13 protein-coding genes are annotated in these 11,097 nt (G+C 65.9%); 5 read left to right on the top strand and 8 right to left on the bottom strand.

Translation table 11 applies throughout. The annotated features are described in order from the left end of the window. Nucleotides 1-221: 221 nt before the first annotated feature. Nucleotides 222-569: an Atu4866 domain-containing protein gene (locus AC1DJT_RS28395; protein ID WP_441507332.1), complete on the bottom strand. Its 348-nt coding sequence runs from the start codon at nt 567-569 to the stop codon at nt 222-224. Further along, complete coding sequence (locus AC1DJT_RS28390) at nt 569-1,297, bottom strand: SDR family oxidoreductase (protein WP_441507331.1); 729 nt, start codon at nt 1,295-1,297, stop codon at nt 569-571. Before AC1DJT_RS28390 ends, AC1DJT_RS28395 begins: the two co-directional genes overlap by 1 nt. A gap of 121 nt (nt 1,298-1,418) precedes the next feature. Between AC1DJT_RS28390 and AC1DJT_RS28385 the strand changes: the two genes are divergently transcribed. Beyond that, complete coding sequence (locus tag AC1DJT_RS28385; protein ID WP_476835344.1) at nt 1,419-2,357, top strand: LysR family transcriptional regulator; 939 nt, start codon at nt 1,419-1,421, stop codon at nt 2,355-2,357. Between the two features lie 137 nt (nt 2,358-2,494). On the opposite strand, the gene AC1DJT_RS28380 is transcribed toward AC1DJT_RS28385, so the two are convergent. From AC1DJT_RS28380 to AC1DJT_RS28370, 3 genes are all read right to left on the bottom strand, one after another. Beyond that, nucleotides 2,495-2,704: a hypothetical protein gene (locus AC1DJT_RS28380; RefSeq protein ID WP_441507329.1), complete on the bottom strand. Its 210-nt coding sequence runs from the start codon at nt 2,702-2,704 to the stop codon at nt 2,495-2,497. Between the two features lie 155 nt (nt 2,705-2,859). Further along, nucleotides 2,860-4,407: a monocarboxylate uptake permease MctP gene (gene mctP / locus AC1DJT_RS28375; RefSeq protein WP_476835343.1), complete on the bottom strand. Its 1,548-nt coding sequence runs from the start codon at nt 4,405-4,407 to the stop codon at nt 2,860-2,862. A gap of 54 nt (nt 4,408-4,461) precedes the next feature. Next, nucleotides 4,462-4,668 carry a DUF3311 domain-containing protein gene (locus AC1DJT_RS28370; protein WP_441507327.1) on the bottom strand — a complete coding sequence of 69 codons (207 nt, stop codon included), beginning with the start codon at nt 4,666-4,668 and terminating at the stop codon, nt 4,462-4,464. 287 nt (nt 4,669-4,955) lie between these two features. Between AC1DJT_RS28370 and AC1DJT_RS28365 the strand changes: the two genes are divergently transcribed. Then, entirely contained in the window at nt 4,956-6,353 is a 1,398-nt protein-coding gene (locus tag AC1DJT_RS28365) for a DUF2252 domain-containing protein (protein ID WP_441507326.1), read from the top strand. 240 nt (nt 6,354-6,593) lie between these two features. Here the strand turns inward: AC1DJT_RS28365 and AC1DJT_RS28360 are convergent, their stop codons facing one another. The 3 genes from AC1DJT_RS28360 to AC1DJT_RS28350 all read right to left on the bottom strand — a co-directional run bounded on the left by AC1DJT_RS28360 (nt 6,594) and on the right by AC1DJT_RS28350 (nt 8,815). Further along, on the bottom strand, nt 6,594-7,949 hold the full coding sequence (locus AC1DJT_RS28360) for an MFS transporter (protein WP_441507325.1): 1,356 nt from the start codon (nt 7,947-7,949) through the stop codon (nt 6,594-6,596). 8 nt (nt 7,950-7,957) lie between these two features. After that, nucleotides 7,958-8,236 (bottom strand): metal-sensing transcriptional repressor, encoded by a 279-nt coding sequence (locus AC1DJT_RS28355; RefSeq protein WP_441507324.1) that lies wholly within the window; start codon nt 8,234-8,236, stop codon nt 7,958-7,960. A 219-nt stretch (nt 8,237-8,455) separates the two neighbouring features. Next, nucleotides 8,456-8,815: a DUF2200 domain-containing protein gene (locus AC1DJT_RS28350; protein WP_441507323.1), complete on the bottom strand. Its 360-nt coding sequence runs from the start codon at nt 8,813-8,815 to the stop codon at nt 8,456-8,458. Between the two features lie 365 nt (nt 8,816-9,180). On the opposite strand from AC1DJT_RS28350, the gene AC1DJT_RS28345 reads away from it, so the two are divergent. The 3 genes from AC1DJT_RS28345 to AC1DJT_RS28335 all read left to right on the top strand — a co-directional run. Continuing rightward, nucleotides 9,181-10,293, top strand: a complete 1,113-nt coding sequence (locus tag AC1DJT_RS28345; protein WP_476835342.1) for a Gfo/Idh/MocA family protein — start codon at nt 9,181-9,183, stop codon at nt 10,291-10,293. Between the two features lie 111 nt (nt 10,294-10,404). Next, on the top strand, nt 10,405-10,725 hold the full coding sequence (locus AC1DJT_RS28340) for an ArsR/SmtB family transcription factor (protein ID WP_441507321.1): 321 nt from the start codon (nt 10,405-10,407) through the stop codon (nt 10,723-10,725). After that, a partial coding sequence (locus AC1DJT_RS28335; RefSeq protein WP_476835341.1) for an SRPBCC family protein occupies nt 10,722-11,097 on the top strand: 376 nt, incomplete at its 3' end. The genes AC1DJT_RS28340 and AC1DJT_RS28335, both read left to right, overlap by 4 nt.

The raw sequence follows: 11,097 nt of genomic DNA, 5'->3' as shown, positions 1-11,097 counted from the left end.
GCACGATGGTCTCGTTGCGTGCGGTGTCGGCCTGGGCCGGCGCGGCGATGGCCGGCGCGATGGCCAGGGCGACGATGGCCGCAAGCCCGATGCGCCGGGCGGCGGTCGCAGGTCGATTGAATGGGGCAGCAGAGTTCATTGAACGTCTCCTTCGCTTCAGGGTGGTTGGGAAAGCGGCCCGGGCGACCACCGCGCGGGGCCGCCACTGCCGGAAATCCGGCTTACGGGGCCGTCGCGGAGGACGGCCGGACACGCCGGCGAAGAACCATGCCGGCATGGTGGAGGGTGTCGTTGTCGACGAAGTCGCCGTCGGCGGTGAAGCCGGTATCGTCCCAGTATTCGATGTGTCGGCCTGTCACTTCGTATCGCCCGCGATAGGCGCCCTCGCGGTTGCCGCGCGCCTCGACATAGCGGCCGTCCGGCAGGAGTTCGTGGCGGATCCGGTTGTCGTCGGTGACCCACATGTCGACAAAGGGATGAGTGGCCTGCGTCATGGGTTTCTCCGCGAAGGCAGCACCTGCAAGCGCCGCCACGACACCCGTCGCGACGGTAATGACCCCGGCCCGCATCAGTGCGGCGCCCTGGTCGAGCGGACGACGATCTCGTTGACGTCCACGTCCTCGGGCTGCTCCAGCGCGTAGCGGACGGCCCGACCGATGGCGTCAGGCTGGAGCGCAATGCTCCGGTAGGTCTTCATGGCTTCGGCCGCCGCGCGATCGGTGATCGTACCGGCGAGCTCGCTCTCGACGACGCCGGGATGGATGCAGGTGACCCTGATGTCGCTGCGCTCCTGGCGCAGGCCGTCCGAGATCGCCCGGACGGCATATTTCGTGGCGCAGTAGACGGCCGCCGTCGGCGAGACGCTGAGCGCACCGATCGAGGCGATGTTGACGATGTGGCCGGAGCCCCGGGACGTCATCTCCGGCAGGACCGCGGCGATTCCGTAGAGGACGCCCTTGATGTTGACGTCGACCATGCGGTCCCACTCGTCGACCTTCAGGGAGGCCATCGGCGAGAGCGGCATCACGCCGGCATTGTTGACGATGACGTCGATCCGCCCGAACTGCTGACGGGCTGCGTCGGCGAAGCGCAGGACGTCGTCCTGCCGCGTCACATCCAGGCGGCGATAGTCGACCTTCGCGCCGCCCTGCCGAAGCTCTTCGGCGAGGGCATCGAGTCGCTCGACCCTGCGTGCGCCCAGCATCAGACGGGCTCCGGCGGCGGCGAGCTCGCGGGCGATGCCGACGCCGATGCCGCTTGATGCCCCGGTCACCAGAACKGTCTTGTCCATAGCCATGGTCCAACTCCTCTCGCTTGGTCCGCTGCGTGATGCGGAACCCGTGATCGAGGAGATAGGCGCCCGGCGCTGTCGCCGGTATCTAGCCAGGAGGCGACGCTATGGTTAGACTTTCTAACCAATGGCGACCGACCTCAACGCGCTCGCGACCTTCGTCCTGGTCGCCGAGGAACGAAGCTTCCGGGCAGCCGCGGACCGGCTAGGCGTGACGCGCTCGGCCGTCAGCCAGACGATCAGGCGGCTCGAGGACGCAATGGGCATTGCCCTCGTCCACCGCACCACCCGCAGCGTCGGCCTCACCGAAGCCGGCGAGCGTCTCCATGCCGACATCGCCCCGTCGCTGGCCGATATCCGCGCGGCGACCGAGGCTGCTCATCAACTCGGCTCCGGACCGCGCGGCCAGTTGCGGCTGGCGGTCTCCTCGATCGCAGAGAGTTTCCTGTCAGGCCCGCTTCTCACCAGTTTCGGGGTGGCATGCCCGGACGTGCAGCTGGACGTCCTGGTGACGGATGACGAGATCGACATCGTCGCCTACGGCTATGACGCGGGCGTGCGGCTCGGCGAGGTCATCGAGCAGGACATGATCGMCGTTCCCGTCTCCGCCCCGCAACGGCAACTCGCCGTCGGCGCTCCCGGCTACCTGGCGCGCCGGGGGACGCCGATCCATCCGCGCGAGCTCGCGGCGCATCGCTGCATCGGCTGGCGCCCGGCGCCACGAGCGGCTCCCTACCGGTGGGAGTTCACGGAGGCGGGCCAGGATTTCGCGGTTGACGTGAAGCCGGAGGCCACCACCAACGATATGGCGCTGATGATCCGCATGGCGGTCGCGGGCGGCGGCATCACCATCGGGCTGGAGGAAACATTTCGACCGTCCATCCAGCGCGGGGAGCTCGTTCCCGTGCTCGAAGAATTTTGCCCGTTCTTCCCGGGGTTCTTCCTGTATTATCCGAGCCGCCAGAACATGGCGCCGAAGCTGCGCGCCTTCGTCGATCACATCCGCAAGAGCCGGAAGCRCTCGGTCGGCTCGGCGAACGCGTCGCGCATGCCAAGGTCGGCATAGGCGCCCGCCACCGCCCTCGAACGCCCCCTATCGCGGCCGAGGACTGGCGCGTGACATGCGCGTTCGCTGGGCTGGGAAGAGCGGACCAGCGCAACGACGGTCCCGCTTCACGCCCTTCTGCAGGCGCATGGCTGGTATCAGCCGCGTCCTCGCTGTCGATCAAGCGCACCCTGCAATTGCCCGACGCGGATGGCCAATGCCTCCTTGGTCAGATTGATCCCTTCGGGTGCTCCATCAATCGACAAGAGCACGCCGCGCTCAGCCATTTCGAGCTGCTCCTGCGCAAGTTCCAGGTGCTTCTGCATGATCTGCGTGACGCGGTCCTTGGCCTCCTGGTCCGTATCCATAGGGCCCTCGCTTCTTCGCTCCTGATCAGGCGACGATCTCACAACCGGGGCGACGCGCCAAATAGTCTGCGGCTTCGCCATCCCGGTCCAAGCCAAGGGGACAGCGTGGCGCCGTGAGGAGGCCGTGGCCCATGTCCGGCCCGGTCCCCGGGGTGTCAGGCGGAATAATCGGCGGCCATCGTCTCGTCGGCCGCGATCGAATGGGCCTTCAACGCCCGGAAGAGCAAGGTCAGCACGACGGCGATGACGAGGTTCAGGACCAGCGTGTAGACGGCGGTGTAGCCCGGGAAGACATGCCCGCCAAAGCTGAGCGGAAAGGTCGGCGTCAGATTGGACGCGAAGGCCATCAGCGTGCMGGCGACGATCCCGGCCAGCCAGCCGATCAGCAGCGCCCAGCCGTTGAACCAACGCGTATAGACGCCGAGCATCACCGCCGGCAGCGTCTGGATGATCCAGATGCCGCCGAGCAGCTGCAGCTGGATGGCATATTGCGTCGGCACGAACAGGATGAAGACGAGCGCACCCAGCTTGACGACCAGCGAAACCCATTTCGCCATCTGGGCCTCCTGCCGGTCGGTCGGGTTCCGGTTGATGAACTCCCGGTGGATGTTGCGGGTATAGAGATTGGCGGCCGCGATCGACATGATCGCCGCCGGAACCAGGGCGCCGATGCCGATGGCGGCGAAGGCGATGCCGACGAACCAGGCCGGGAAACTGTGCAGGAACAGGGCCGGCACCGCGAAATTATTGCCGAACTCGGCAAAGCCCGCCGCATATTCCGGCATGCTGCGGACGCCGGCGGCGATCGCGAAGAAGCCGAACAGCGCGAGAATGCCGAGCAGGAAGGAATAGGCCGGCAGCATGGCGGCGTTGCGCCGGATGGCCTTGCCGCCATTGGCGCTGAGAATGCCGGTGATGGAATGCGGATAGAGGAACAGCGCCAGCGCCGATCCGAGCGCCAGCGTCGCGTAGGTGCTGTAGGCCCCGGTCGAGCCGGGGGGCGGCGTTTCGAGCAGGACCTTCGTGTCCGGCACCGCGGCGAAGATCTTGGCAAAGCCGCCGAGCTGGATCGGGATGATGATGATCGCGGCAAAGGCGGTGACATAGATCAGGATGTCCTTGACGATCGCGATCGAGGCCGGCGCGCGCAGGCCGCTCGAATAGGTGAAAGCCGCCAGGACCAGGAAAGCGAAGATCAGCGGCAGGTCGGCGGCAAGGCCGGTCCCGGAAATGCCGAGCGCGCCGATGACCACCTGGATGCCGACGAGCTGCAGCGCGATATAGGGCATGGTCGCGAGGATGCCCGTGATGGTCACGGCGAGCGCCAGCCAGCGATTGCCGAAGCGGCCGCGGACGAAATCGGCGGCGGTGATGTAGCCGTGCCTGTGGCAGACATGCCAGAGCCTGGGAAAGACCAGGAACAGGATCGGGTAGATCACGATCGTGTAGGGCACGGCGAAGAACGCCACCGCCCCGGCGCCGAAGGCGAGAGCCGGCACGGCGATGAAGGTATAGGCGGTGTAGAGGTCGCCGCCGACCRGGAACCAGGTGATCCAAGTGCCGAATCTGCGGCCGCCGAGGCCCCATTCGTGCAGCTGGTCGAGATCTGCCTTGCGCCAGTTGGCGGCGGCGAAGCCGAGCCACGTGATGAAGCCGAACAACGCCACGAACACCGTGGTGGCGGTCCAGTTCACGTCATGCATGACACGCTCCTGTCGGAGCTCGTCGTCGTCAGGCACAGGGTCTGGTCGGGCGAGCTAGTCCTTGGTCCCGAAGTAGACGGTGGCGGTGAAGGCGGCTCCGATCAGCACCCAGAGCATCTGGTACCAATAGAAGAACGGAATGCCTGCCCAGACCGGGTCGAGCCGGTTGTAGAACGGCGGCCAGAGTACCGCGATGAACTGGACGATGAAGAGCAGGTACCACCAGCTCCATCCGCCCCGACGTTCCCCGGAGCCGTTCATTCCGAACCCTCCCGACATCGTGCCTTTGGGCCAGATTAGACAGTATGCTCCTCTCGGGCATTGTCTGGCAATGTCTCTCCGAATACCTGCGACAACGAGAACAGATGCTTGCGGGCTTTGGAAACGAACAGCATCCGGGTCACGGCCTCTTGCTTGGGCATCGCCCCCGGAGGCTGGTATAAACGGGTCCTGCGCAAGCGACGGGTCGCGGAATACGGCCGCCAAGGACAGGTCCGTCGACGAACAGCATGTCCATGCGGGCCGAAACGGCAAGATCGAGGTCCCCGATGACGCGACATCAACCGGCCAAGCCGCAGCTTCTGTCCCGTGCCGAGCGCTACGCCGCCGGCAAGGCCCTGCGCGGCAAGGTTCCGCGCGAGAGCCATGCCGACTGGGCGCCCCGCTCCAGCAGCGACGCTGTCGCCATTCTCGCCGGGACCGATGACAGCCGCATTCCGGAGCTTCTGCCGATCCGCTACGAGCGCATGATGCTGAGCCCGTTCGCCTTTCTGCGCGGTGCGGCGGCCGTGATGGCGGAAGATCTGGCCGGCCTGCCATCGGCCGGTCTGCCCGTTCAGGCCTGCGGCGACTGTCATCTCATGAATTTCGGCGCCTTCACCACGCCGGAAGAGAACGTCCTGTTCGACATCAACGATTTCGACGAAACGCTGCCGGGCATCGACTTCGCCGTCGATCTCAAGCGCCTGGCCGCCAGTGTCGCTGTGGCAGCGCTCGACGCCGGATTTTCCAGGAGGACCGCCCGGCTCACCGTTGCAGCGACGGTGAGCGCCTATCGCCGCCGGCTGCGCAGGCTGGCCAAGCTCACTCCGCTGGAGGCCTGGCATGCGCGCACCGAACTCGGAGAGGAACTGGAGCGGATCGACGACCCGACGCTGCGCAAGCATGTGCAAGGCCTGCTCACCAAGGCGTCGCGCAATCCGCAGCAGGACAGCAACTTTCCCCGCCTGCATACCGGGGCGGACGGCTCCTGGGGCATCGAGGACCGGCCGCCGCTGATCTACCATCTGCCTGAGGAACGCGACAGCACGCGCTCGCTGCAGGCCCACAAGGTCTTCCATCACTATCGCGAGACCCTGCCGCCCGAGCGCCGCGTGCTGGTGACGCGCTACGGCCTGCGGGACCTCGCCTTCAAGGTCGTCGGCGTCGGCAGCGTCGGCACGTTCTGCGTCGTAGGCCTGTTCATGACGGCCGATGACGAGCCGTTGTTCCTGCAGGTCAAGGAAGCCCAGACCTCGGTCCTCGCCCGGCTGACGAAGAGCAAGAACCCGGGGCCACCGCATCAGGGACAGCGGGTGGTGGAAGGCCAGCGCATGCTGCAGGCGGCCAGCGACGTCTTCCTGGGCTGGGCGGATGACAGCGCCAGCGGGCGGCATTTCTACGTTCGGCAACTCAAGAACCGCCGCCTCGGATCGATCGCCGAAGTGGTGGAGGGCCAGGCCCTGACGGCCTATGCCGAACTCTGCGGCCGCACGCTTGCACGCGCGCATGTCCGCTCGGGCGATGCGGCGACGATCGCCGGTTACATGGGKGCGTCGGGGATCTTCGACGACGCCTTGACCAGTTTCGCGATGGCCTATGCCGCGCAGACCGCACTGGACCACGAGGCGCTCGTTGCAGCCAAGGGGCCCGTCAAGACAGCGCAGGAGCGAGCCAAAGCAGCATGAAGGGCCGCGCGGCCGGGAGCTTCGCTCCCGGCATGCCCTGACCTGACATGCCACATGGTGGCGGAATAGCTTGCCTCCACGATCTGGCGCCGGCCCGCCCGCCTGATCTCGTCGCGCATCCACGGAGCCCGTGCAGGTCATTGCCGGATCGACGACCGGCGCTCGATCACCCGTCCCAGCCATCCATGCCATCGCGGTCATGGCTCTTGCCTGCACCCGGGGCATTGCATCCTGACCACCTCATCTTGCCTCGGCGGGCCACCGACTGTGCAGGTCGTCGATGATGATGGAATGGGAATGGCGCGGACCATGCTCTGCAAGATGAGGATGTCCCGGTGGAAGCTCGCGATGGTCATGCGCAAGGGCATCCGCACTGCCAGCCGGCCAAAGCTGCGATGCGAAGAGCACTGCCGCCAGCGTCGCCAGCGCGAACAGGCCTGCCAGTGTCGCCAGTGGCACTATCGCGCCGAGCCAGCCCGCCAGCGGATAGGTCACCAGCCAGCAGGCATGCGAGAGCGCGAACTGCGCGGCGAACACCGCCGGACGATCCTCGGCGTGAGCTGAGCGTCGCAGCAACCGGCCTGACGGTGTCTGTGTCGCGGAGCAACCGATGCCGAGCAGCGCCCAGGTGACCAGGAGCGCGGCCCAGCCCGTACCCGTCGCCGCCGGAGCGAGTGCCCAGCCGCTGGCCCAGAGGAGTGCAGCGAAGCCGCCAAGGACGGCAGCCAGAAAGGTCGCCGCCGTCAGCATCACCGTTCGATCTGCGACCCGTTCCAGCACACGCGGCAGCGTCAGCGCCGACAGCATGGACCCGCCGCCGAAACAGGCCAGCGCGAGCGCAACCGCGTTGTCGTCAAGGCCGAGCCGCCCCTTCACGATCACCACGGTATTCACGATGACGAGGGCGCCCCCCATCGCCACCGCCATGTTGAGCGCGAGCAGTCCGCGCAGCCTCGGCGTCGCGAGATAGATCCTGATCCCTCGCGTTGTCCTGTCGTAGATCCCGCCCTCGCGTTTCCTGGCTGGAGAGGCCGGTAATGTAAGGGAAAGGACGAGTGCTGCCGAGACGAGGAAGCCGATGACCGTGCCACCGAAAAGCCAGTGAAAGTTGATGACCGTGAGCAAGGCGGCCGCGAGCATCGGGCTGACGATGCTCTCGAGGTCATAGGCCAGGCGCGAGAGCGAGAGGGCTTTGGTGTAGTCGTCCTCGTCCGGCAGCACGTCGGGAATCGTAGCCTGGAAGGTCGGCGTGAAGGCGGCTGAGGCCGACTGAAGCAGGAACACGGCCAGATAGACCTGCCAGATCTCGGTGATGAAGGGCAGCGTGAGCGCGATGGCCGCGCGCACCAGATCCATGGCGATCAGGAAGGCGCGGCGCGGCAGCTGTGCCGCAAACGTACCGACAATGGGCGCGACGGTGACATAGGCGATCATCTTGATCGCGAGCGCCGTACCGAGGACGCCGCCGGCCCTCTCGCCGGCGAGTGCGAAGGCGAGCAGGCCGAGCGCGACCGTGAGGAGACCGGTGCCGACCAGCGCGATGATCTGCGCAGCAAACAGGCGACCGTAGACGCGATTGGACAGGACCTTGAGCATTGTGAGCCTCAGAGGAACTTCGTGATCTGCTTGAATTCGTCGATCGGCTGGCGACGCTCGGTCGGCAGGTCGCCAAGGACCTCGTCGAGGCAGTGATCGAGATGATCCTGCACCAGCGTCCGCTTTGCCTGCGTGATGGCGCTCTCGACGGCCTGGAGCTGCGTCGCGATGTCGAGGCAGGAGCGTCCGGCCTCGATCATCTCGATGACCTTGGCAAGGTGACCACCAGCGCGCTTCAGCCGCTTGATGATCGCGGGATGGGTTTCATGGATGTGGGGTTCAGACATCTTTTGCCTATATCCCCCTAGGGGGGATAAGGAAAGGCGTCCTCCATTTCGACGCGAGGTGTCGGAGTTTCGTCAAGAGTAGACCGCAGATTGCCTCTTCTCACGGCGCTTATCGGTCGTTTGCGGCGAAACCAGCCTCGCATCTCCCGCTTGAAGCACTGCCAATCCGATATCCCGAAGGGGTCAGATCGGCCTTGGACGCGAGCGCAAACGCAAGACCTATCCCGGCCGACGGTGCAGGATCTTATCGATCGCCCTCCCCTGGGCGAGTTCATCGATGAGCTTGTCCAGGTAGCGGATCTCCCGCATCACCGGCTCGGCGATCTCTTCGACGCGGACGCCGCAGACCTTCCCCCTGATGTCGGCTCGCGCAGGATTGAGCGCGGGCGCCTGGGCGAAGAAGGTCTCGTAGTCCGTGTCCTTCGCCAGCTGACAGGCGAGTGCCTCCTGGCCGTAGCCGGTCAGCCAGTGGATGATCTGGTCGACCTCCGCCTTCGTGCGGCCCTTCCTCTCCGCCTTGGCGACCAGAAGCGGATAGACCTTGGCGAAGCTCATTGTGTAAATGCGGTGCTGGGTCATCACGTCCACTACCCCAGGTCGGCGCCGGCGCTGGTGGCGTCCGAATGCTAGCCCAAGCGCCAACAGAGCAAACCTGACGCCATCGTTCAAGGTTCGGGGCGGCCAGARCCGCCTCCAGCTCGCAGGCGTCCTGTCTGCGCAAGGATCAGCTTCGTCTGCAGGCACGCCCTACCGAAGGAACCGCATTCCGACGCCTTGCGGGAGCGGCTCTGGCCGCCCCGAACCTTGAACGATGGCGTCAGGTTTGCTCTCTTGACGCCTGGGCGCCCCTGGTGGCCGGCGGCAAAGGAACTGCGAACCCTCGGCGGCACCGTCTGAGCCATCCCTTCACCCTGACCAGCCCCCCCAAGCTCGGGAGAACTTGCATGCGCGCTTTTGGCGTCGGCCTCATCGGCACCGGCTATATGGGCAAATGCCACGCTTTGGCCTGGAATGCCGTTGCTCCGGTCTTCGGCGATGTCGCCCGCCCAAGGCTCGCCATGCTGTGCGAGGTGGACGATGCGCTGGCTGCAAGACGGGCGCGCGAGCTCGGCTTCGCCGGGTCCACCGCCGACTGGCGCGCGCTCGTCACCCATCCCGAGGTCGACATCGTCTCGATCACCGCGCCCAACGCCGTCCATGCCGAGATGGCGATTGCGGCGCTAGAGGCCGGCAAGCATGTCTGGTGCGAGAAGCCGATGGCAACGAGCCTCGCCGATGCGCAAGCGATGCTGGCTGCCGCCCGGGCGGCCGGAAAGGTCGCGGCACTGGGCTACAACTACATCCAGAACCCGGCCATCCGGCTGGCGGCGCGACTGATCGGCGAAGGCGCCATCGGGCCGGTCAACCATGTCCGCATCGAGATGGACGAGGATTTCATGGCCGATGCCGAAGCGCCTTTCTCCTGGAAGAGCGCGGCACAATCGGGCCATGGCGCGCTCGACGATTTCKGCGTCCACGCCTTCTCGCTGCTCAAGGTGCTGGTCGGCGAGGTGGCGCAGGTCATGGCCGACATGGCCAGGCCCTATCCGACGCGTCCGCAGCAGGAGGGCGGCGCGCGGCCGGTCGAGACGTACGACATCGCGACCCTCTTGCTGCGCTTCGCTTCGGGCGCGTCCGGGCTCGTCGCGCTCAATCGCTGCGCCTGGGGCCGCAAGGGCCGGATTTTCGTGCAGGTCTTCGGGGCGAAGGGAACGATCAGCTTCGACCAGGAAAAGATGAACGAGATCGAGCTCTACACCACTGAGGGACGCAGCGATCTGCAGGGCTTTCGCCGCATCCTGACGGCGCCGGTGCACKAGCCCTATGACCGCTTCATCCCTGCGCCCGGTCACGGACTCGGCTTCAACGAGCTCAAGATCATCGAGTGCCGCGAGCTCATGCGGACCATCGCCGGCGAGCCGGCTCATCTCATCGATTTCGAAACCGGCTTGCGCATCGAGCGCACGGTCGATGCCGCCGCCAGGAGCTTCCGTGAGGGAGGCTGGAGGACGGTGTAGCTCCCCGGCCTCGGCGCCGCAATCGGCCGTCGGGTTTGCGGTGGGTCCAAGCCGCGATTTGACATGCAGGTATTTACCTGCATAAATTGCCCTCGCAGATKAGTGAGGACGATGGACGCTGACGACGTGTTCAAGGCGCTGGGGGACCCGACGCGCAGAAAGCTGCTGGACCTGCTCTTTGAAAGGAACGGGCAGACGCTCGGCCAGCTCTGCGAGAACCTGGACATGGCCCGGCAATCCGCGACGCAGCATCTCGGCATCCTGGAGGCGGCCAATCTGGTGAGCACGGTCAGGCGCGGCCGGGAAAAGCTGCATTTCATCAATCCTGTGCCGATCCACGAGGTCTACGAACGGTGGGTCCGCAAGTTCGAACGTCACAGGCTCAGCCTGCTCCACGACCTGAAGAAAGACATCGAAGGAAACGAAGAATGACCACGGAAACGACCAGCTTTGTCTATGTGACCTATATTGTCGCGACGCCGGAGAAGGTTTTCGAAGCCATCACCAAACCCGAGATCGCACGGCGCTATTGGGGCCATGAGAACGTCTCCGACTGGCAGGCCGGATCGGGCTGGCAGCATATCCGCGCCAATGACGCGCGGACCGTCGAGCTGGTCGGCAAGGTCGTCGAGGTCTCGCCGCCGTCACGCCTCGTCATCACCTGGGCGAGCCCCGCGCAGGCCGCCGATCCGGCGAGCCATAGCCGGGTCACCTTCGAGATCGACGATTATGACGGAATGACCCGGCTGACCGTCAGCCATGACGAGCTCCAGGCCGGCAGCAGCATGGCGAAGGGGATCAGCC

The organism is Allobosea sp. 05T422_2, assembly GCF_056396265.1.
Note: the sequence above shows the minus strand (reverse complement) of the source record. Positions and strands in the feature narration are given on the sequence as shown.

Excerpts from the sequence above, each read along its gene's own strand:
- AC1DJT_RS28395 (WP_441507332.1), bottom strand. The coding sequence starts at position 569 with ATGCGGGCCGGGGTCATTACCGTCGCGACGGGTGTCGTGGCGGCGCTT.
- AC1DJT_RS28380 (WP_441507329.1), bottom strand. The coding sequence starts at position 2,704 with ATGGATACGGACCAGGAGGCCAAGGACCGCGTCACGCAGATCATGCAG.
- AC1DJT_RS28370 (WP_441507327.1), bottom strand. The coding sequence starts at position 4,668 with ATGAACGGCTCCGGGGAACGTCGGGGCGGATGGAGCTGGTGGTACCTG.
- AC1DJT_RS28360 (WP_441507325.1), bottom strand. The coding sequence starts at position 7,949 with ATGCTCAAGGTCCTGTCCAATCGCGTCTACGGTCGCCTGTTTGCTGCG.
- AC1DJT_RS28355 (WP_441507324.1), bottom strand. The coding sequence starts at position 8,236 with ATGTCTGAACCCCACATCCATGAAACCCATCCCGCGATCATCAAGCGG.
- AC1DJT_RS28350 (WP_441507323.1), bottom strand. The coding sequence starts at position 8,815 with ATGACCCAGCACCGCATTTACACAATGAGCTTCGCCAAGGTCTATCCG.
- AC1DJT_RS28340 (WP_441507321.1), top strand. The coding sequence starts at position 10,405 with ATGGACGCTGACGACGTGTTCAAGGCGCTGGGGGACCCGACGCGCAGA.